The following is a 20,375-nucleotide window of genomic DNA, read 5'->3' as shown; positions in this document are numbered from 1 at the left end:
GGAGTTAACTATAAATGATAGAGGTTAACCATAAAATAAATAACAATAAAATAAGCTGGAATCCATTATTTATAATGATGATAGTATTAATTATAGCAGGAGGATGTTATAACACATTCGATTATACGAATTATAAGCATATTTATGAAGGAGTCTATTCAGCAGAAAGCATGGAGAAAGGGTTTTCTTTACTGCAAAAATTAAGTAATTCTCTAGGATTTACGTATGAAGGTTTTCGTTTTTTGATAATATTTTTTTCGATTTTATGTATTGCAGCGACTACTTATCGGTTAATAGGAAAGTATTTGATGTTTTTTGAACTTTTTTATTTTTTCACTCCGCTGTCATTTGATATAGCTAACATAAGGAATATGATAGCCAATGCCATCTTTTACATGGTTTTTTTATCAAGTATAAAGTTGCGTAAAAATAAAGTTACAGATTATATTTTTTATGTATTATCTATTCTTATACTTGCATTGTTTCATAGGTCTATATTTGTATATATAATTTTTATATATGCACTTTCGCAGTCAAATAAGGAAAATTTTAATGCAAAAAGAAAAAATTATACGTTTATGATTGTTTTGGTTGTTATTTTTACATGTATACTGGTTTTATCTAGAAGTATTTGTGAGGGAGTGCTACAAACACTATTGTATGTGGTTAACAATATAATAAATTTGCCTGAGAGTAAATTGCTATATTTTGATATTAAAGGAAGATATGGTTATATATTATATTCAATATGCCATCTATCTTTTTTGATAACCATTGCTTATGTGAGAAAGTTATTGTATAAATATCGACCTATAATGAATAATAATTACAAATTTTTATATACTAAAAGATTAATAGATGCCGTTTATTTATGTAATATATTATTGATTTTGTTTTTAATTCTAGTAAGAGTTAATTCGGAATTCTATAGAATTTTTAGAGGAGTTCAGGGGCTAGAGTATGTGTGTTTCTTTGCTACAATTCGATATATCCCTAAGGGGAAAGAACGTATTATAGCATACACGATGATTATTATTTCTGTTATTATAAATTTTATAATTCTAATTTATCCATATATATATGATATATTTTTTACGCTCTTTACGGATAATTTTTTCTTGGATTATTTATTTTATTAGAATTGAATTTGTAAATGTTGATATTAGTTGCTGCTGTAAAATTTAAATAAATTGGTTGTGATCATATTGATTAGTATTGAGATAGATAAGAACACAATAATGTACGTCTACAACGCGCTTGAGTCAGGTGGCGCGGAATCTCTTATACTGCGTATGGCAAGATGGTGTTTTTATAATGGCTATAGTTTTATTTTAATAAGACCCTGCGGGTTTGTCATGAATAAAGAATTAGCGTCACAGTTAGAGCAAGAATATCATGTGTCAATTGTCGGCTTACCTTGGTATTTTTCAGACATTCTTAAAATGTATAACAATAAATATACAATGTATAAATTAAACAATCTCCGATGCAATATCAAAAAGGATGTACACTTGGTAATTTTGTCTTCGGATTACCGTTCTTTTTTGGTTGGGGAAAATATAAAGGAAAAAAACAAGGCCCGACGTGTAGATAATTTCTATTATGTTATAACACGATTTGGATACAGAGATTTAGCTTTCTCCGCAAGGTCAAAGATATTATATTGCTTGTATCACAGCTTGTATAGAAAAATTGCAAAAAAAATTTTATATGGGAACAGTTTCATCTTTATGGGAAATGGAGAAGTCATGAAATTACTATTAGACCACTACAAGTTGGATTATGATGTAGATCAAATAAGCTATATTTGTCATCCTATGGAAATTGTTGATTTTGACGAAGAAAAGCTCTTTCAGAAAATAAAAAAAAGGGCACATTACAGACTTTTGTCTGTAACGCGATTTAGTTTTCCAGAAAAAGGGTATTTAATAGGATTGGTTAGTGAATTTTATAATTTATGTAAACTAGGTTATAATGTTAGCTTAACTATTATAGGTTATGGTGATGATAAGCCTCGTTTGTTGGAAGTAGTTAATTATTTACCTCAAGATTGTAAAGCACGCATTCAGATTATAGGTCCAGTGCAATATGATGAATTATATAGGTATTTTGCAAATACAGATATATATATAGGATCTGCCACAACGATATTTGATGCTATAAATAATAGTGTACCAGCTATAGTCGCTAAAGAAGGAAGTGAAACGGAATATGCAAATGGAATATATTGGTTACAAACATTTGATATAGTAACACAAGATGGCATTTATAAGATATCTGATTTAGTGCAGCAAATTATCAATATGGATGATACGGATTATGTAGAACTTGTTAAAAATTCACATTTATATCTTACGGAGAACTTTTCGGTCGATAATATGATGAATAAATTGATAAATCTAAAAAATCTAACCGATAAGCCTGTATTAAATTGTTGGGAACGTAATCTAATCACATTCATAGAAGCTAATGTGTATTTATTTTATTATTATTTTCAATATATTGCAAAAAAGCATAATTCTAACTTTCATTGAGAGATATAGTATCTCTTATTTTGTGTTTAGCCGTTTTTTTATATATTTTAAATAAATTTAAAAGTTAACGATAATTAAATTTTAATATATAATTATTGATATTGGCGAGATGATGAACAGAAATGAAAAAAACCATAGATAATATTAAATTCTTAAAAAATATTTTGGGATTTTCATGCCCAATCTTTATTGGTGCCCTTTTTAGTATTGTTTCAATTCCTATCGCAACACGAATCTTTGAGCCGTCAGAATTAGGCAAGATAAATTTATTTATTATTTACTCCAGCGTATTGACGTGTTTAGGGAGTTTGGGGTTTGATCAGGCCTATGTTAGATTTTTTCATGAGCCTCCTAATGGAGTAACGTACAGAATATTACTAGGATGGTCCTTGATCATATCTAGTTTGATTGTGATATTTGAAAGTATTTTTATATTGTTTTTTCATGATAGAATATCGATAAATATTATAGGAACGATATCACCACGTTTAATAATCTGCCTTGTAATTTACATTGCCAGTAGCATCGTTCTTTCCTATGCAGCATTAACATATAGAATGAAAGAAAACATACGGATGTACTCCATTGCTTACATTTTTTCTGTAATAAATATAAAATTTATCTACCTATTTTCTTTCTTTGCGAAAACTACAGCTATAAATGCAATTTCATTCATTGCTATTGGACAATGTTTATGCGCCATAGTTATGTTCCTTATGTTATGGAACGACATAACATTCTCAAAGAAAGTAAATATTAACTTTCTTATACAAGTGGCAATGTTTTCATTGCCACTTGCGCCAACTATGCTAATGACTATACTAAATAATTCAATCTCTCAACTTATAATAAATAAATATCTTTCATATGCAATGGTTGGTCTTTACTCAAGTGCTGTTTCTATGGCCGGATTGATATCTTTGGTGCAAGGTGGATTTAACATATATTGGACAGCTTTTGTGTGGAAAAATTATAAAACAGAACAAACACTTATTCAGATGGTGCATCATTTGATTACGTTCGTTATGCTTATTACAGCTTTATTTATTATTTTATCTCAAGATTTTATCTATTACTTCCTTGGAAGTAGCTATAGAGCCAGTAAAATATTCTTCCCTTTTTTAATTATTCCTCCTATTGCATATACAATATCTGAGACAACCGGATTAGGAATTGGAATATCCAAAAAGACATATTTTCATTTTTTTATTACGATCCTCACTATCCTAATCAATATATGTTTGTGTGTATGGCTTATACCTAAATTTAGTCTTGTGGGAGCTGCGCTATCTTCCTCTGTAGCCGCACTAGTAAGACTTTTTATGTTTACATTTATTGGGGAAAAATATTATATATGTGTAAATAATTTCCCTAAGTTGTGTCTAGGCATAGGTATATTATTTATAAGTGCAGTTTGTAATGTCTTATTTTTTAATATAATTTTTATAAAATACATAATCATATTTATTTTTATTATTATTACGTGCTTATTATATAAATCGCAAGCGGTTTGTATTTTATCTTTTATTAAAAAATTAGCACACACAAGAGAGCTGTAAAATTTTAAACACAATATCCGCCATCAACATTCATAACGCTACCAGTCAGCCATTTAGCCGCAACTGAGAGCAGATAGACGACCGCTGAAGCCACGTCATCCGGTTCACCTAGTCCGAGAAGGTGCTTTTTCACGATGGCGTTTGTAAAATCCTGTTCTGTCCTGTAGAGCCTCTTTACGTTGCCCAGCATGGGCGTGTTTACATATCCGGGACACACGCAGTTGAACCTTATTCCCTGGCCGGCATATTCCGCCGACAGAGATTTTGTTAGCGATATCAAAGCCCCTTTGGATGCCGCATATGCTGTTTTGCCCGCCGCGCCGTATTGTCCAGCGACAGAAGATATCGCAACTACAGATAGTTTTTGAGGCTCGTGGTTTTTCTTTTTAAGTATCTCTTTCGTTATCTCCCAATAGGAGTCGAGGTTAATGGACATTATTTCGTGCAAATCCGAAAGCTCTGTCATACGAAATGGCAAAGTTTTTTCGATTCCGGCGCAATGGACAAAGCCGTTCAATAGACCAGCTTTAGCGACTGCTTCTTTGACCAGCACAGAGCAGTTTTCAGGAGTCAGATCAGAAGCTATTGCGATATGACCTTCACCTTCAAGAGTTGAAAGTGTTTCGTCCAGCCTGGTCCCGTCACGCCCGTTGATTATGCATATGGCTCCCTGTGCGGCGGCTAACTGAGCCGTCGCTCTGCCGATGCCGGAGGAGGCGCCGGTTATAAGTATTTTTTGTCCTTCAAGTCCAAATACGCCGTTATTCATTATTAAATCATCAGGTTGAGGATGTCCTGGACTGTCTTTAGCTCTTCTATTTGTTCGGCGCTGAGGATTTTGCCGAATTTTCTGTCGAGCATGGCTATCGTCGATATCACTCCCATGGAGTCCCATTCTTCTATGGACTTGAGCTCAGCATCCGGTTTGACGTTGTTCTGATCCGTATCCAGTGTTTCGGCTATCAGTATGATTTTTTCTTCTATAGTCATTGTGTGATCTTCCTTTCTTAGTATTCTTATCTTGTGTATGTCGTTTTGGTTATTCGTTTTGTTTTTGTCAGAGCGTGACGACCGTTCCTCCCCAGGAGTAGCCGACGCCGAATCCCGCGATGAGGATTTTTGCGCCTGGGTGAAGTTTCTCCTGTTCTTTTTTGAGTGCCCTCTTTATCGCGATGGGGACAGTGGAACTGACGGTGTTGCCCAGTTCTTCAACATCGATGCAAAATTTTTCTTCAGCAATTTCAAGCTTGTCTCTCAATGAGGTGAGAACAAGTTTGTTGGCCTGGTGGAGTATCACGTAGTCAATGTCCTCCATTGTCAGGCTGTTTTTAGTTAATATCTCCGAGACTAGTCCCGGAACCGCCCGCAAGGTGAAGGCATATATTTCCGGCCCGTTCATGTAGAGGTCGTTATCGCTGCGGATGTTTCCACTGGCATCTTCATGCTCGACAGCGGTCTGGTCATCTCGTGTCCGTGTCATGCCTCCTGCTGGGACGATAAGGTTTTGTGCGCCTTTACCGTCGGTGCCGAGTACAAAGTTCCCAATCAGGTCAATATCCTCTATGGTGAGATATGTGGCCGTTGCCGCGTCTCCGAATACTGTTCTCGTGCTCCTGTCCAGCGGATTGATATGTTTGGTGTATGTCTCGGCGGTAATGAGCAGGATATTTTTTGCGATGCCGGCGCAGAGCAGCCCTTTGGCGGTCGCCAGTCCATAGATGTAGCCGGAGCAGCCGAGATTGTAATCAAAGCCCCCAGATGTTGTGGGGATACCGAGACGTTCCTGTACAAGACAGGCCGTCGTCGGCAGGAAATAATCGGGGCTTTGGGTGCAAAGCAGAACGAAGTCTATATCCTGCGGGGATATATTGTATTCGTCAAAAAGATTTTGCGCCGCCTTCACCGCCATGTCAGAGACAAGCTCCGTTCCAGCGACAGGACGTGACTTGATGCCAGTCTTGCGGTATATCTTTGACGCCGTCCAAGAGGGGTTGGCGTATAAAGATTCAAGATATTCATTGTTTAGGCGAGTTATAGGAGTATAGTATGAAATTTGCACAAGTTGTCCTCCTTAGTTTTATCTGGAACAAAATTCGAATAGTATCATTTGATTAGTAAATAATTCATCATTTCTAAGCTTGCATTACGTATTGTTCTAGTTTTTGCAACGCTATGAATGGAGTAACTTTCAGTATCACTTGAAATAACAACCCCTGCTCCAATTAAATTATAGTCGGCGATACTAACTTCATCACAAATAACGGACTTTGCTCCCAAAAAACAATGGCTAGCTATTTTCACCAGTCCTGCTGTTGCAGCAGCACCGGCAAAAAAATTATAATCCCCTATGGTGGATTCATGTTCAATTATTACATTATTATGTATTATATTACCATTGCCAATTTTTGTAAAATCAGAAACAAACGAATTAATTAAAAAAATATTTCCAATGCCAATATTATCCGTCATTATTTTAGCAGTAGAATGTCGATATGAGGCAACGTTGTATCCTTTATTTATGCACTTTTTAAATATATATTCTCTATTATTATTCATATTGCCGTAACCGACAGATACAAGTATTTCAAAAGTATCTTTCTTAAAGCAGGTTTCTAGATGATCAAAATCTATAATAGGTATGCCACAAAAGGTATCAGTTTTTATATAATCTGTAGTTAGACAAAACGCTTTGATCCTTCTGTCAGAGTCCTTTTCGATTATCTGCTTAAGTTGTTTCGAAAATGCATTCGTACCAAAAATGATTAGATCTTTCATTTTTTATGTTATTTCTCCTAATCCTTTATAATAATATAACCGTGTCTATTTGAGCTATCCGTGACCTTCTCAAATATATTCCTGTTGCTGCAAGTAGCTCGTACAACTTTTTGGGGCTGATTTCTGATAATATTTTGCATATAATCATAATCGGTTGTATTAAATATAAAGCGAACTTCCATATTGTGAGGCTTGTTCATTTTATCCCAACAGATAGGTCGATTTAATGAAATATCGATCACCATTCTCATATAGTCATATCCTGTTGAATATGGTACTAAATCTGAACCTATATAATCCCCTCCCATACGTGCTCCTATTTCAATAATTCTTATTTGATTGTTATCCAATATTTTGAATTCTGTATGCGAGGCACCGTATTTTATGTCTAAAGCGTCTAGCGCCTTGGTTATATGGTCTCGAATTAGTGGTTCCATGTATTTGGGGAAATTTGCAGGTTGCTTATGACCTGTTTCTATAAAATGTGGTGCCCCTGTAGTAAATTTTTGTGTGTATGCCAGAATATGATGCTTTCCTGCATAAGATATACTCTCACAGCTATATTCATTTCCCTCAAAAAATTCTTCGATGATAGCCTCATGTTTCCAAGATTCTTTACATGCTATGGCAATAGCATCTCTTACATCTTTTAGTGTATCAGATTTAAAAATACCTCTGCTTCCTGATCGATCTGTTGGTTTTACAATTAGAGGAAAAGTATAATTATACAATGTTTTAAAATCAAAATTGACATTAGCTTTGGTGAATTTCGGTACCGGGACTCCTGCTTCTAAAAAAGCCATGCGCATGGCATATTTGTTTGTAGCCATTTTTTCGCATTCAACACTATTACATGGAAAACCCATGATTCTTGAAACATAATTAACTGTGTGAACAGCAAAATCTGAACCAATTGATACTATTGCAGATATTTTTATGCTTTCGCATATTTTTAGAATTTTTTCTTTTTCTGCAATGCTGATTGGATAAAAATAATCTGCGTTTTTTTCTCCTATATCACCACATTTCCACGCAAAAACATGAGTCTCAAAGCCCATGTCTTTTGCTTTAAGTATCAAGGGGTTTTGGAATTCATTTGCACCAATGATAGCGATTTTTTTCAATTTACAATTACACTTTCTATTATGTTAGTACTAAGTTTTATTGTCTTGTCAATATCAAGTTCATAATATAACGGCATCCTTAATATGCGTGAAGAAATATCTGATGTAATTGGTAGATTATTAGGATGTTTATGAGTAAAACGTCCCCCTGCTTTTGCAGAATCTAAAGGTATATAGTGGAATGTAGAATGTATTTTGTGTTCCTTTAGCCTATCCATGATGACATCTCTATCGTTACTATTCTTGGTTAAAAGATAATAAATATGACCATTATGCTTACAGTCGACGGGAAGCTTAGGCTTTTTGATGATATTTTTTTCGTCTAATTCCAGGAATGCTTCATTGTATTTATTCCACAGTTCTAATCGCTTTGAGGTTATAATACGTGCATACTCTAATTGTGCCCATAAAAATGCGGCAGTAATTTCATTAATTAGCATAGAAGACCCTAAATCAACCCATGTATATCTATCGACTTCGCCTCGAATAAACTTGCTTCGGTCTGTTCCTTTTTCCATTATTATTTCTGCGCGCTCTATAAATTGTGGGTTATTAATTAACAAGGCTCCCCCCTCTCCACATTGAATATTTTTTGTTTCGTGGAAACTAACTGCAGACATATCACCCATAGAACATACTTGGTTGTCCTTATATTTTGATAGAATAGCTTGAGCAGCATCGTTTAATACTAGAAGGTTGTATTTTTTTGCAGTAGCTATTATGGTATCCATTTCGCATGGTACTCCAGCGTAATGAACAGGGCATATAGCTTTTGTCTTTGGTGTTATTGCGGCCTCAATTTGTTTTTCGTCTATGTTTAATGTATCAGGACGAATATCTATAAAAACCGGAGTGGCATTACGAAGCACAACTGCGTTTGCTGTTGAACTAAAAGTAAATGAAGGCATTATGACTTCATCTCCCGGCTTTATATCAGCTAAAAGCATCATCATTTCAAGGGCGGCGGTACCGGATGGCACAAGTATTGCCTTTTTACAATTGAGGTTTTTTTCCATCCAGTGAGCACATTTTTTTGAAAAACGACCATCCCCGGAAAATCTTCTGGAGGTTAATACTTCGTTAATATACTTTACTTCATTACCTGTTAGATATGGTTTATTAAACGGTATCATGAATATTAAGACTCCTTCATATTCTTAAAAATCCATTTTGTTAACACTATATCGAATGCAATATTTTTATGTGCTTACTTCATCGATTTTTTCTGTTTAATTCAGCCTGTTTTAATAGATATTTTCCGTAATTTGTTTTTGAAAGATAACCAGCAAGTTTTAGCAATTGTATATTAGATATCCATCCTTTATTCCACGCTATTTCTTCAGGACATGAAATCATAAGTCCTTGCCGTTTTTGTACTATTTGTATGAAATTTGATGCTTCAAGTAAGCTATCATGTGTACCTGTGTCAAACCACGTAAAACCTCGTCCAAAAATATTAACACTTAGTTCTCCTGCGTTTAAGTAAAGTCGGTTTAAATCCGTTATTTCAAGTTCTCCACGTTGTGACGGTTTTATACTTTGTGCTAAACTAGAAACTTTATCGTCATAAAAATAAAGACCAATTACAGCGCAGTTTGATTTGGGAATAGAGGGCTTTTCTTCAAGTGTTGTTACGTGCCCACTTTCATCAAATTCTACAATGCCATAACGTTCGGGATCATCTACAGTATACCCGAAGATCGTAGCCCCAACGTCTCTTGCTGACGCATCTTGAAGAATTTTTATTAAACCGCGCCCGTAGAAGATATTGTCTCCGAGTACCAGTGCGCAGGCGTCGCCATTGATGAATTCTTCACCGATGATGAAGGCTTGGGCCAGTCCTTCAGGCTTTGGCTGAACGGCGTAGGATATCTTTATACCCCATTGGGAGCCGTCTTTCAGTAACCGTTGGAAAGATTCGCTGTCTTCCGGCGTGGTGATGACGAGGATGTCGCGGATGCCGGCGAGCATCAGCGTCGAGAGCGGGTAGTAGATCATCGGTTTGTCGTATACCGGCATCAGTTGTTTGCTGACGGGTATGGTCAGCGGCCAGAGGCGTGTGCCGGAGCCGCCGGCGAGAATTATGCCTTTGGTGATCATTCCTGCGTACCTCCCAGTCCGAGCCTTTCGCAGCGGTATTTGCCATTTAGTATATTTTCTATCCATGGTTGATGATTCAAGTACCATTCAACGGTTTTGCGTAAGCCGCTTTCAAAGGTCTCCTGCGGCTGCCAGCCAAGTTCCTTTTTTATTTTACCGGCATCGATCGCGTAGCGGCGGTCATGGCCGGGACGGTCTTTTACATATGTTATCTGTGATTCATATTTTGCTCCATCCGCCTTTGGGCGGATCTCGTCAAGGATCGAGCAGACCGTCTTTACTATCTGTATATTTTGCCGCTCGCAGCTGCCGCCGATATTATATGTCTCTCCAAGAGAGCCTTTAAGCATAACCGTATGTAGCGCGCGGCAGTGATCTTCCACGTAGAGCCAGTCACGGACGTTCTTGCCGTCGCCGTATATCGGCAGAGGTTTGCCGGCCAGTGCGTTATGTATGATGAGGGGGATCAGTTTCTCAGGAAACTGACGCGGCCCGTAGTTGTTTGAGCAGTTAGTCGTCAGCGTTGGGAATCCGTAGGTATGGAACCAGGCGCGCACCAAGTGGTCCGACGATGCCTTTGAGGCAGAGTAGGGCGAGTTTGGCGCGTAAGGAGTCTCTTCGGTAAAGTAACCGCTGTCCCCGAGGCTGCCATAGACTTCATCCGTGGAGATGTGGAGGAAACGGAAGTCTTTCTTTTGCTCTCCGTCCAATGTTTCGTAATATCTGCGCGAGGCTGAAAGCATCGAAAATGTCCCGTTGATATTTGTCTCTATGAATGCGCCGGGGCCGTCGATCGAGCGGTCGACGTGGCTCTCTGCCGCGAGGTGGAAGACGGCGTCGACGTGATGTCTTGCGAGTGTCTCGCAGACCAACTCGGTATCACAGATGTCGCCATGAACGAAATCCAACTTCTCCGCGGCGATACCGTCAAGCGAAGCGGCGTTTCCCGCGTAGGTCAGTTTGTCATAAACGACCACGTTGTCCCCGCCTGTCGTAAGGCAATGCGCGAGGTTGCTGCCGATGAACCCGGCTGCCCCGGTCAGAAGGTAGGTTTTTGTATTTGTCACGAACACATCCGTCCCAGCATATGATAGTTTGTTGCCTCAGCCATGATTATAGCATAATGTATATCAATTTATACGGTAGCCAAACTACAAGAATAGCAATTTTTTATTTCGCGGGCGTCACAGCCTGCCCGCTGGGACGAATGCCTTATGCGGGCGGCGTTCCTGCCGCATTTATGGATATATCCACTTACGAAGACGCGTCGGTACGCCTTGGCAAGGGCGTACCGACGCGCGGTGGGCTTATGTTTTTGAACGGCGGCTAAAAGAAGGCGACACCGCCGTTTTTGTCTACAAAGATGTTGTTGGGGTAGCCGGTTACGATGCATATATTTGAACTTAGATAGCCGAAGCTCAAGATTTTTTCTATGTGCGTATTATAGTCACGACCATACTCCCTAACCGTGTATATCAACAGTTTTTCGCGGCGATCCTTGAGGGTGAATAGCATGCTGCCGTCCGGGATATCCCCGCCGCGCGCGTGGAATGCCCATACGTTCCCGCCGGTTTCGCTGTTTTTGTCCGTGTCATAAACTATCACCGGCGCGCAGGAGGAGAGAGCGGTCATCGTAACATAGTCGCACCACTCTGCCGCGCTGAAATCGATACCGTCATTTTCTCCAAGGATATGGCATTTTCCAGCTATTGGTTTCTCATATAGACCTTTTCCGATGTTGATCGGGGCTTCAATGGCTTCTTCCAATGAAAACGCCCTTGCGTTATATTCTGCGCTCTGAATTAGTTCGGGAAACGTGATGCAGGAAACGGGTTTATTGATATCCACTTTACAGAAAAGCATTCTTCCCACCTCCTAATTTATTGCTGCGGCTCATCGAGTATTTTTGAGAGGTTTTCGATCAGCTTTTCATAGGCGTCGCTTTTCACAAAATCTGCGGTGAATTTGTTTATGTAGTCGGGGTCGACGAAAAGATAATCATCCGCGTCGAATTTGAAATTTATCGTCTGCCGGCTGACCTCTTCGCAGTTGGTTTTTTGTACCCATTCGAACTGTTCCATTTTGGAGTGGTAGAGCGAGATGGTGACGATGGGCATCCCCATAAGTGATTCGCAGATGAAAAGCAGATGGGCTATCTCTTTGTTCGTTTTCTGTTCCGCGAAGCTTCCGCTGATTTCGCCGCCGATCACGGCGAGGGTCTTTTTGGCTATCGCCATGCCGCCTCCTGTGATGTCCGAGCCCAATACGGCTCCGATGATGTTGGTGTTAAGCGATGCCTTTGTGGTGTCGGAGTTGAAGGAGCGCGCCTCTTTGCCCATTGAGACGAAGAATCCGCTGGAAGCTATGATTTTGTTTACCGCGTCGTAGTTGAAGAGGCTGTACCCTTTTTTTGCCAGTGCGGCGGTCCACGCGCCGAAGAATACTATTACCTTTTGGAAAGTCTCTCTGACGGCGGGGGCGATGTCGTCGGTGTCATGTGATGTTGTCACGACCATGATGTGCCCTTTTTCATCGAAAGTGTAGTATTTATCGATGCTGTGTTCGTCCCCGTCGGCAGCGAGGTACTTTTTATACGTGTCTCTGTACTTTTCCTGTTTCAGCATGCAGCCGCGCCGTCTTTCCGCAAATCCCAGCCGCACGAAGTTTTACAGTGCGGCTGAGATTTGCGGAAAGAAGCGCGCGTATAGCGATTTCGCTTTAGTTGGCTGTTTCTCAGATGTTTTTTTGCTGTAGTAGGATTTGTGTTTGGATATTTGCCACTGCCAGCGGTGTCGAGAAATGCCTACGCCAGATATTTTCTCGTCAGTATGTCCCATGAACGTTTGGTCGGTTCAAGTTTGTGCTCATAGATGTCGGCGTAGATGCGCGGCACTTTTTTGAGGCGGAAGTTCATTTCTCCAATGTCGAAGGAGCGGAGGTCAAGTTTGTCCGTGCCCAGCCAATCGCGGAGTTCTTTGTATCTGGGGCCCCTTCCCTTTTTGAATTCCGCGGCGAGCTCTTTCAGCCCGAATGTTCCGCCGCAGTCTTCGATGATCCCGTAGCCTTCGCCTTCCAATACTCTTGGCAGTTCTTTGGCCGGAAGTTCGCTTTTTTTGTAGACCTCTTCCAGAACCAGCGATATCGTCCAGTCATCGCCGTAGTCGTATGTGAAGGTCATAATGTTGCCGGGGGAAAATACAGTGTCTTTGACCTTGACGCCGGTCGCGTCAATGATCGTCCTGTCTTTGGGGGCATATCCCGCAAGGTTCTCGTCGATTATTTTCGCGCGCCAAATTCTGTGTTTCGGCTCAAACGTGTTCTTGACATCCTCTTCATTAAGATCAAGTTTTCCCGTTAAATCATGTTCCAACATTTCTTTTACGGTGTTGTCCATGACGGGGATGTCTAAATGAAAGAGGTGGCTGGCCTGCATCTCGAACATGGTCATGACGATGTATCCCAGTTTTGCCATCGAGATGTCGGCCGCCGTTTGGAAACGCCGCCAGATTTTTGGAGTGTAATCGCAAAGTTCCGCTTGAAACTGGTAAACCGTTCGTGACGCCACTTAAAATCAGCCCCTTATGTAAAGTCTAGTTTTTTGTTTTAAGATATTCTAACGATCTTTTCTGTAATTTGGAGATAAATTTTTTGTAGTAATCTCCAATAAAATCTGGGTAGAAATAACACAATGTGTTCAGGATGTCGTCGATATAGTGCGCATCGATCTCTTGTATATACTTAAAGGGCTCTAGATAGTACGCTATATATTCTTTGCCATGCGGCAGAATGCATTTTTGTATGGCGTAATCAAACCTATCGTCTGTCCAGGATATAAATTGCTCTTTATTTAATATGTATTTTCTGGTCTCCTCTTTGATATTCATTCCGTCATATTCGATATTAAGGCCTGCTGAAAATAGGTCGTGTTCACATATTATGAATGAACTTGTCGTATCGACCCTATATAGATAACCGTCGGAGGCCAGAGGCATTTCCAGGCTGTCACATTCAAGAAACATATTATATGTTGCAAGGAAACGGAAATAATCCTGCCAGTTAACAGCATGCTCACGGATCTGTTGGTATGTTGGGTCAGGTATCTGTAAGTCCAGATATTTAGCGCCGATGATATATTCTGTTGTAAAACAGCGTCTTTGCTCACCATCAGATATTTGAAACAGGACGACCTCCGGCATCTTCATGCCCATGGCCAACGCAAGTTTAGTGTATATGAATTCATTTGCCGCGCAGTCGCAGTAGGCATGTTTCACCAGGTATTTTCGTTTCGCGTCTGATTTGGATTTCGCAAGCAGTAATTGCCCGCTGTCGCCGACCCTGCCGCCGGGAGTTATTTTTGAGAATGTATAATCCCCTGTTTGTACGACGTCATTAGATTCCAGAGGGGGCTTCGTATGGTTGTCACTATCTCTATCTTTTTTGCGTAATTGCGTTATGTAATTTAAGGAAGCCTTCGGGTGTTTCAATAGATGTTCCTCCTCACGCGTAGAAATCTATATTTAGTCTATCATAGATGATACGGAATAAGATGTAATTTATCCGTCGATTTATCTCTGTGGAATTTTAAATAATGGTATTGATTGTCTTGTTAATATAAGTTTTACTTGTAGTAAATAATAAAACGAAATATAGCTATGATAATTCGTTATAGCTTGCAAATAATAAAAGTGAAGGACAGGATATAAGCACCAGTTGAAAATTTGTACATAGCACATGAGCTTTATTTGCGTTCTATTTTTTTATTGCGAGGTGTGAAGAAGATGTCCAGATCAATGAAGCTGCAGAGGGTACGTGACCCGTTGTACAATTTGATCGAGTTCCGGGAAGAGCGGGTTGACGATTTGCTCTGGCAAATTATTCAAACTGAAGCTTTTCAGCGGCTGAGGCGAATTAAGCAGCTGGGATTTTCTGAATTTGTATATCCAGGGGCTACACATACCCGCTTTGCGCATAGTTTGGGTGTTTTTCATTTGGCGCGGCGTCTGATTGAGATCATCGACGTCAAATTAAAGAAGCGCGGTTCTCCGACTTCGAATAATGCGGAGAAGGACGCGGCTCTCTGCGCCGCACTGTTGCATGATTTGGGGCATGGACCGTTCAGTCATGCTTTCGAAGAGGTTGGTAAAAAATTTCAGCTAGCTTCGGTAAATCATGAATCAATCACAGATAAGCTTATCCGCGAAGGTGAAATTGGCGTGATTTTAGATCGTTATTATAAGGGGTTTAGAAATAATGTTGCAGCTGCTATCGGCGAGCATTCAGATATTTACAGCTCCGTAGTCTCCGGCCAGTTTGATGCGGATCGCCTGGATTACATGCAGCGAGACAGGATGATGACCGAAGATCATCCAATATGTAAGTTTGTGAATGACATGAGCTCATGGCAGTCATCGCTTCTTCTTGATGACACAGTGATATGTGGCATGCTGGAACAGCTCCGCGGCGCTGACGATAGAAATATAAGAGAACTATCCGAGCGGTTGTATAACAGAAAACTGTTTAAATCAATAAAAATGCCGATAAAAGATGTCTTGATTAAGAATAATATAAAAGAGAGTGAGCAGGACAAAGAAGAGATTATAAAAAGGTTTTTTAATAAGGCCTATCCGGATTTATTATCTGATATTAAAAACTGGAATGACGAACATTCAAATGTAAGTGATAAAATATTTATGGATATGGTGCGGCGCGGTTCTTATAACAACCCTAAAGCAAACCGTAGCCGCTCCAATCAAATTTTAGCGGTAGACGAAAAACAGAGGATTGTATCGCTCACGGATATTTCCGATGTTGTCTGGAGTATCGGGTCTTTTGTAGAAATTAGGGGCTACGTCAGTGAATATGGCGGCGATGCGGAAAATTACCTGAAAGATCGGGTTAAGAATTATAAAATGACGGAGGTGGCCTAATGCAGCTAAAAGATGACGCAATGCTGATCGCGCGGCTGATTAAGACCGTTGGCGGAAAACTGGTCGGCCGGATAAGGCTTCAAAAGACTATGTATATATTACAGGCGGCAGGGCTGGATTCCAACCTTGTCTACCAATATTATCATTACGGGCCCTACTGCGAAGAACTGGCGGATGCTGCGGACTATGGCGCCGCGTCGGGTTTTTTTAAAGAGGAGGAAGTAAATACTTCCTGGGGAACCGCATATTCTGTTTATACCGCTAATAGCAAAGCGTCAGATGTCGACGCGTTGCCGGAAGCGTTTATCCAACTTGCGCAAAAAGCCGCTGATTCCAGCTCCGTCGTACTGGAATTAGCGGCGACGGCGCTTTATCTGTCAAAAGAGGAAGGCGTTGTCGACGTATGGAGTGAAACGGTTGTGCGAAAGCCGCAAAAAGCTAAAGATGGCCGGATTGAGATGGCGAAGGAGCTGTATGGAGAGTTAAGAAACCTCTGTCCGCAGCTTCCTGCGATAGGTGGTTGATTCCTAACTAAGGGGCTTTGCTGAGAATACCCGGCAGCGCCCCTTAGCTTTTTGTATTTTCAGTATCATGTCGGCGTAGATGTGGCTGGCTAGCTTACAACCTACCTTTTTACAAATCCGGTTATCTTATATGCCATGATGCCGATCCATTCCCTTATGCCGAGGCAGGAGGCGTTTAAATCACCGCTGTTGGGCAGGAACGACGACAGGCCCCTTATCACGGGGTCTGTCAGGCGTCCGCTGGGGCAGGGGTATCTCTGTATGTATGGCATCTGTTTTTCAGCCAGGCGTATGGCGCGCGGGATGTGGAAGGCGTTTGTGACGATTATTACGTGATTGAGGCCCTGCTGCCGGATGATTTTCGCGCTGAGGCTCATGTTTTCGGAGGTGGTGCGGGATTTTTCTTCGAGGATCGTTTTGCCCTCCCAGCCCATCGCGCGGGCGGCGTCCCGCAGCGCCGCCGCTTCGGAGCGGTCGTTGGCGCCGAAGACGTTGCCGCCGGAGAGTATCAGCGTGGAGTGGCCGGGGCGTTCTTTTGCCAGTTGGACGGCGGCGTAGACGCGCTCCATCGCGTAGACCCCGGGCTGGACCGACGAGCCTTTGTCGTCATAGGAGGAGCCTCCCGCGAGGACCAGGATCGCGGCGTCGGCGTTTTGCGGCGGAAGTTTAGCTTTGTATAATGTCTCAAGCGGGCCGGTGATCAGCAGCGCGCCGGCGGAGGTGCTCATGACGCAGAGTATGAAGGCGAAGAGACACAGCGAGAAGGCCAGCCCTTTTCTGCGCGGTTTTCTCCACGCGACGGCTGCCAGGAGCAGAAGGATGATGATAAAAAGCCCCGGTGGGACGATCATGGAGCCTGCCAATTTGTAGAGTAGGAACATCTTATTCTTCCATCGGCAGCGGTCTGTTATGAATCATTGTTTTCGACCTCGCCGACCGACTCTATGATATGCGTGAAGTCCAGCGCCGTTTGTTTGGTTATGACTGATTTACCGGTACGCGATTCCACGGCCCTTCTCGCTTCTCCGGCCGCCTCGCCGCCGGTCATTGCGACCTTGCGGTTTTCCTCGAAGGTTTCTGGGGTTATGCTTTTTGATACCTCTGTCGTAGTTGCTTCCGCGAGCATGTTCAGCACCAGCTCGAGGTCGCTCATGTTATCGCGGATGTTTTCTTTTTTCAGCCCTTTGAAGTTTTTATATTGGCGCGTAGTCATTCCTGTCCACGCCTTGGTTATTTCATCGGTAAGGATGGCGTATTCGACGCCTTTTTTCACGCCGCGTCCCTCCCATTCCGCAGTGAGGTCGTTGCGGATTCGTATTGACAGCAGCCGCTGGTGTATCCACTCTTTTGTGTAGCCCTTTTTCAGATATGTCTCAAAGGCGCGGTCAATGGCCAGTTCTGGGTCTGTCGTCTCTTCGATGCGCTCAGTGCCGACGTGTGCGAGCCAAAGCTTGAATGGTTCAGCTTTGGGTGAGGGAACCGACTGTATGATGCGGAGAAGCTGTTCTGTCGCGGCGGCGTCTGTTTTATAAAATTTCCCGTCTGCCGCACGCATTTTCAGTTGACTACATTTTGTAGTCAACTCACTTCCCTCTGCCTTGAGCCTGGTCTTTAAGACGCTCCAATACTTACGTGGATTAGCGCTTCCGGTCAATGCGCCGATTACGTCCACTATGGAGAAGTACCATTTTTCCTCCGTCTCCGCCCATACGGAACGGATCTTTTTGTTTTCAAATAGAGCTATTTTATCCGTCATTGTGGTAACCTCCGCAACGTAATTTTGAGTATGGGCATGTCTGTTACGTCGCCGTGCTATTAAAAAATGAGCGCCGGCCGTCAGAGATAGTTTCTCCGGAGGACGGCGCTGGAGGGCTATATATCGAGGTTCTTGACCTCTTTGCCGAATTGTTCGATGAATTTTCTCCGCGGTTCGACGACGTCGCCCATGAGGATGCCGAAGAGTTCGTCGGCTTCGACGGCGTCCTGCACCTCGACGCGGTTGACGATACGGTTTTCCGGGTTCATCGTCGTCTCCCATAGCTGTTCGGCGTTCATTTCGCCGAGTCCCTTGTAGCGCTGGACGTCGACTTTTTTACCGTTGGCCTTGTTCTGCGCCTCTTTCATCTCCTTTTCGGAGAAGCAGTAGGTGACATCTTTGCCGCACTGCACGCGGAAGAGCGGCGGCTGCGCGACGTAGAGGTAGCCTTTCTCGATGATCTGCGGCATGTAACGGAAGAACAGCGTCAGCAGCAGCGTCCTGATGTGGGCTCCGTCGACGTCGGCATCGGCCATGATGAAGATTTTATGGTAGCGCAGCTTTTCGTCGTTGAAGTCGTCGCCGACGCCGCAGCCGAGGGCGAGGATGATGTTGCGGATCGTCTCGCTGCTGAGTATCTTTTCGAGGCGGGCCTTTTCGACGTTGAGTATCTTGCCGCGCAGCGGCAGGATCGCCTGGAATTCGCGGTTGCGCCCCTGTTTGGCGCTGCCCCCCGCGGAATCTCCCTCAACGATGTATATTTCGCAGTCGGCGGGGTTGCGGTTCGAGCAGTCCGACAGCTTCCCGGGAAGGGTGAGGCCGCTCATTATCGACTTGCGGCGCACGAGCTCCTTGGCTTTTTTCGCCGCCTCGCGGGCCTGGCGCGCGCGGAGGGCGCTCTCGACGATCGGCTTCAGGATCTCGGGGCGTTCGTCGAGGGCGTTTTTGAGCCCCTCGTAGACGATGGAGTCGACGATGCCCTTGACGTCGTTGTTGCCGAGCTTGGTCTTGGTCTGCCCCTCGAACTGCGGCTCCATCACTTTGACGGAGATGACGGCGGTGAGTCCCTCTTTGAGGTCGTCGCCGGAGAGATTGTTGTCCTTCTCTTTCAGTATTTTGAGCTTGCGCGCCTCGTCGTTTATCGCGCGCGTCATCGCGGAACGGAAGCCGGCGACGTGGGTGCCTCCCTCGATGGTGTTGATGAGGTTGACGAATCCGTAGAGCCTTTCCAGATAGGTGTCGTTGTACTGGATGGCGACGTCCACCTGCGTCTGGTCCTTTTCGCCGCTGATGATCATGGGGCCCTTGAAGAGCACCTCTTTGCCTTTGTTGAGGTATTCGACGAAGGAGGAGATGCCGCCGGGGTAGTTGTAGCTCTTTTTCTCGGGCTTCTCGGGGCGCAGGTCCTCAAAGTTGATGGTGATGTGCGAGTTGAGGAAGGCGAGTTCGCGCAGACGCTGTTTGAGGATGTCGGCCTGGAATTCCGTCGTGGAGAATATCTCTTCGTCCGGCATGAACTGCACACGCGTGCCGCGCAGTTCCGTATCGCCGACGGCCTCCAGCCCCGTCATGGGGATGCCGCGCTCATAACGCTGGTGGTATTCTTTGCCGTTGCGCCAGATCGTCAGTTCGAGCCAGACGGAGAGGGCGTTGACGACGGAGACGCCGACGCCGTGGAGTCCGCCGGAGACCTGGTAGGCGCTCTTGTCGAACTTTCCGCCCGCGTGGAGCACCGTGAGGACGACTTCGGCCGCAGACTTGCCCGACTCGTGCATCTCGGTGGGGATGCCGCGTCCGTTGTCGACGACGGTGACGCTGCCGTCGATATTTATCGTCACGTCGATCGTGTCGCAGAAGCCCGCGAGCGATTCGTCTATCGAGTTGTCTACCACTTCGTAGACGAGGTGGTGAAGTCCGCGCTGGCTCTGGTCGCCGATGTACATGCCGGGGCGTTTGCGTACCGCCTCGAGCCCCTCAAGAACGTGGATGTCCTTTGCCGTATAGTCCGAGGCGTTGGCTCCGTTCTGCTGCGCGTTTGCTGGGATGTCCATATCTGACATATATATAACTCCTTTA

20 protein-coding genes are annotated in these 20,375 nt (G+C 43.0%); 5 read left to right on the top strand and 15 right to left on the bottom strand.

Annotated features, from left to right (window positions below):
• The first annotated feature begins 14 nt into the window (after nucleotides 1–14).
• The 3 genes from CLOEV_RS12935 to CLOEV_RS12925 all read left to right on the top strand — a co-directional run bounded on the left by CLOEV_RS12935 (nucleotide 15) and on the right by CLOEV_RS12925 (nucleotide 4,093).
• Nucleotides 15–1,139 carry an EpsG family protein gene (locus tag CLOEV_RS12935; RefSeq protein WP_034444215.1) on the top strand — a complete coding sequence of 375 codons (1,125 nt, stop codon included), beginning with the start codon at nucleotides 15–17 and terminating at the stop codon, nucleotides 1,137–1,139.
• Between the two features lie 99 nt (nucleotides 1,140–1,238).
• Nucleotides 1,239–2,534: a glycosyltransferase family protein gene (locus CLOEV_RS12930; RefSeq protein WP_156938430.1), complete on the top strand. Its 1,296-nt coding sequence runs from the start codon at nucleotides 1,239–1,241 to the stop codon at nucleotides 2,532–2,534.
• 122 nt (nucleotides 2,535–2,656) lie between these two features.
• Nucleotides 2,657–4,093 (top strand): lipopolysaccharide biosynthesis protein, encoded by a 1,437-nt coding sequence (locus CLOEV_RS12925; RefSeq protein WP_156938429.1) that lies wholly within the window; start codon nucleotides 2,657–2,659, stop codon nucleotides 4,091–4,093.
• Nucleotides 4,094–4,097: 4 nt separating this feature from the next.
• Here the strand turns inward: CLOEV_RS12925 and CLOEV_RS12920 are convergent, their stop codons facing one another.
• From CLOEV_RS12920 to CLOEV_RS12865, 12 genes are all read right to left on the bottom strand, one after another.
• Nucleotides 4,098–4,862, bottom strand: coding sequence for an SDR family NAD(P)-dependent oxidoreductase (locus tag CLOEV_RS12920; RefSeq protein WP_034444208.1), 765 nt, complete (start codon nucleotides 4,860–4,862; stop codon nucleotides 4,098–4,100).
• A 2-nt stretch (nucleotides 4,863–4,864) separates the two neighbouring features.
• Complete coding sequence (locus tag CLOEV_RS12915) at nucleotides 4,865–5,083, bottom strand: acyl carrier protein (protein ID WP_034444205.1); 219 nt, start codon at nucleotides 5,081–5,083, stop codon at nucleotides 4,865–4,867.
• Between the two features lie 67 nt (nucleotides 5,084–5,150).
• The gene (locus tag CLOEV_RS12910) at nucleotides 5,151–6,152 is read right to left on the bottom strand and encodes a ketoacyl-ACP synthase III (protein ID WP_034444204.1); all 1,002 of its coding nucleotides are present in this window, start codon (nucleotides 6,150–6,152) and stop codon (nucleotides 5,151–5,153) included.
• Nucleotides 6,153–6,196: 44 nt separating this feature from the next.
• Nucleotides 6,197–6,868, bottom strand: coding sequence for an LbetaH domain-containing protein (locus tag CLOEV_RS12905; protein WP_034444201.1), 672 nt, complete (start codon nucleotides 6,866–6,868; stop codon nucleotides 6,197–6,199).
• Nucleotides 6,869–6,885: 17 nt separating this feature from the next.
• Nucleotides 6,886–7,992 carry an ATP-grasp domain-containing protein gene (locus CLOEV_RS12900; protein ID WP_034444200.1) on the bottom strand — a complete coding sequence of 369 codons (1,107 nt, stop codon included), beginning with the start codon at nucleotides 7,990–7,992 and terminating at the stop codon, nucleotides 6,886–6,888.
• Entirely contained in the window at nucleotides 7,989–9,125 is a 1,137-nt protein-coding gene (gene rffA / locus CLOEV_RS12895; protein WP_034444197.1) for a dTDP-4-amino-4,6-dideoxygalactose transaminase, read from the bottom strand. Before rffA ends, CLOEV_RS12900 begins: the two co-directional genes overlap by 4 nt.
• A gap of 79 nt (nucleotides 9,126–9,204) precedes the next feature.
• Nucleotides 9,205–10,092, bottom strand: a complete 888-nt coding sequence (gene rfbA / locus CLOEV_RS12890; RefSeq protein WP_034444195.1) for a glucose-1-phosphate thymidylyltransferase RfbA — start codon at nucleotides 10,090–10,092, stop codon at nucleotides 9,205–9,207.
• Nucleotides 10,089–11,159 (bottom strand): dTDP-glucose 4,6-dehydratase, encoded by a 1,071-nt coding sequence (gene rfbB, locus CLOEV_RS12885; RefSeq protein ID WP_034445949.1) that lies wholly within the window; start codon nucleotides 11,157–11,159, stop codon nucleotides 10,089–10,091. The genes rfbA and rfbB overlap by 4 nt, the downstream gene beginning before the upstream one ends.
• Nucleotides 11,160–11,418: 259 nt before the next feature.
• Nucleotides 11,419–11,955 carry a hypothetical protein gene (locus CLOEV_RS12880; protein ID WP_034444193.1) on the bottom strand — a complete coding sequence of 179 codons (537 nt, stop codon included), beginning with the start codon at nucleotides 11,953–11,955 and terminating at the stop codon, nucleotides 11,419–11,421.
• A gap of 17 nt (nucleotides 11,956–11,972) precedes the next feature.
• The gene (locus CLOEV_RS12875; RefSeq protein WP_034444192.1) at nucleotides 11,973–12,716 is read right to left on the bottom strand and encodes a hypothetical protein; all 744 of its coding nucleotides are present in this window, start codon (nucleotides 12,714–12,716) and stop codon (nucleotides 11,973–11,975) included.
• 179 nt (nucleotides 12,717–12,895) lie between these two features.
• Nucleotides 12,896–13,657 (bottom strand): plasmid pRiA4b ORF-3 family protein, encoded by a 762-nt coding sequence (locus CLOEV_RS12870; RefSeq protein WP_034444190.1) that lies wholly within the window; start codon nucleotides 13,655–13,657, stop codon nucleotides 12,896–12,898.
• Between the two features lie 25 nt (nucleotides 13,658–13,682).
• The gene (locus CLOEV_RS12865) at nucleotides 13,683–14,576 is read right to left on the bottom strand and encodes a hypothetical protein (RefSeq protein WP_008710206.1); all 894 of its coding nucleotides are present in this window, start codon (nucleotides 14,574–14,576) and stop codon (nucleotides 13,683–13,685) included.
• A 306-nt stretch (nucleotides 14,577–14,882) separates the two neighbouring features.
• On the opposite strand from CLOEV_RS12865, the gene CLOEV_RS16175 reads away from it, so the two are divergent.
• On the top strand, nucleotides 14,883–16,019 hold the full coding sequence (locus CLOEV_RS16175; RefSeq protein ID WP_051485087.1) for an HD domain-containing protein: 1,137 nt from the start codon (nucleotides 14,883–14,885) through the stop codon (nucleotides 16,017–16,019).
• On the top strand, nucleotides 16,019–16,543 hold the full coding sequence (locus CLOEV_RS12855; protein ID WP_034444187.1) for a hypothetical protein: 525 nt from the start codon (nucleotides 16,019–16,021) through the stop codon (nucleotides 16,541–16,543). Before CLOEV_RS16175 ends, CLOEV_RS12855 begins: the two co-directional genes overlap by 1 nt.
• 101 nt (nucleotides 16,544–16,644) lie before the next feature.
• On the opposite strand, the gene CLOEV_RS12850 is transcribed toward CLOEV_RS12855, so the two are convergent.
• The 3 genes from CLOEV_RS12850 to gyrB all read right to left on the bottom strand — a co-directional run bounded on the left by CLOEV_RS12850 (nucleotide 16,645) and on the right by gyrB (nucleotide 20,359).
• Complete coding sequence (locus tag CLOEV_RS12850; protein ID WP_034444185.1) at nucleotides 16,645–17,424, bottom strand: YdcF family protein; 780 nt, start codon at nucleotides 17,422–17,424, stop codon at nucleotides 16,645–16,647.
• Nucleotides 17,425–17,450: 26 nt separating this feature from the next.
• On the bottom strand, nucleotides 17,451–18,299 hold the full coding sequence (locus tag CLOEV_RS12845; protein WP_034444183.1) for a BRO-N domain-containing protein: 849 nt from the start codon (nucleotides 18,297–18,299) through the stop codon (nucleotides 17,451–17,453).
• Nucleotides 18,300–18,415: 116 nt separating this feature from the next.
• The gene (gyrB, locus tag CLOEV_RS12840; protein WP_084482402.1) at nucleotides 18,416–20,359 is read right to left on the bottom strand and encodes a DNA topoisomerase (ATP-hydrolyzing) subunit B; all 1,944 of its coding nucleotides are present in this window, start codon (nucleotides 20,357–20,359) and stop codon (nucleotides 18,416–18,418) included.
• Nucleotides 20,360–20,375 lie beyond the last annotated feature (16 nt).

This window comes from Cloacibacillus evryensis DSM 19522 (genome assembly GCF_000585335.1).
Taxonomy (GTDB): Bacteria; Synergistota; Synergistia; order Synergistales; family Synergistaceae; genus Cloacibacillus; species Cloacibacillus evryensis.
Note: the sequence above shows the minus strand (reverse complement) of the source record. Positions and strands in the feature narration are given on the sequence as shown.

Coding starts and splice junctions, on each gene's coding strand:
- CLOEV_RS12925 (WP_156938429.1), top strand. CDS start 2,657: ATGAAAAAAACCATAGATAATATTAAATTCTTAAAAAATATTTTGGGA.
- rfbA (WP_034444195.1), bottom strand. CDS start 10,092: ATGATCACCAAAGGCATAATTCTCGCCGGCGGCTCCGGCACACGCCTC.
- gyrB (WP_084482402.1), bottom strand. CDS start 20,359: ATGTCAGATATGGACATCCCAGCAAACGCGCAGCAGAACGGAGCCAAC.
- CLOEV_RS12915 (WP_034444205.1), bottom strand. CDS start 5,083: ATGACTATAGAAGAAAAAATCATACTGATAGCCGAAACACTGGATACG.
- CLOEV_RS12880 (WP_034444193.1), bottom strand. CDS start 11,955: ATGCTTTTCTGTAAAGTGGATATCAATAAACCCGTTTCCTGCATCACG.
- CLOEV_RS16175 (WP_051485087.1), top strand. CDS start 14,883: ATGAAGCTGCAGAGGGTACGTGACCCGTTGTACAATTTGATCGAGTTC.
- CLOEV_RS12930 (WP_156938430.1), top strand. CDS start 1,239: ATGTACGTCTACAACGCGCTTGAGTCAGGTGGCGCGGAATCTCTTATA.
- CLOEV_RS12855 (WP_034444187.1), top strand. CDS start 16,019: ATGCAGCTAAAAGATGACGCAATGCTGATCGCGCGGCTGATTAAGACC.
- CLOEV_RS12850 (WP_034444185.1), bottom strand. CDS start 17,424: ATGTTCCTACTCTACAAATTGGCAGGCTCCATGATCGTCCCACCGGGG.
- CLOEV_RS12875 (WP_034444192.1), bottom strand. CDS start 12,716: ATGCTGAAACAGGAAAAGTACAGAGACACGTATAAAAAGTACCTCGCT.
- CLOEV_RS12920 (WP_034444208.1), bottom strand. CDS start 4,862: ATGAATAACGGCGTATTTGGACTTGAAGGACAAAAAATACTTATAACC.
- CLOEV_RS12935 (WP_034444215.1), top strand. CDS start 15: ATGATAGAGGTTAACCATAAAATAAATAACAATAAAATAAGCTGGAAT.
- CLOEV_RS12845 (WP_034444183.1), bottom strand. CDS start 18,299: ATGACGGATAAAATAGCTCTATTTGAAAACAAAAAGATCCGTTCCGTA.
- rffA (WP_034444197.1), bottom strand. CDS start 9,125: ATGATACCGTTTAATAAACCATATCTAACAGGTAATGAAGTAAAGTAT.
- CLOEV_RS12905 (WP_034444201.1), bottom strand. CDS start 6,868: ATGAAAGATCTAATCATTTTTGGTACGAATGCATTTTCGAAACAACTT.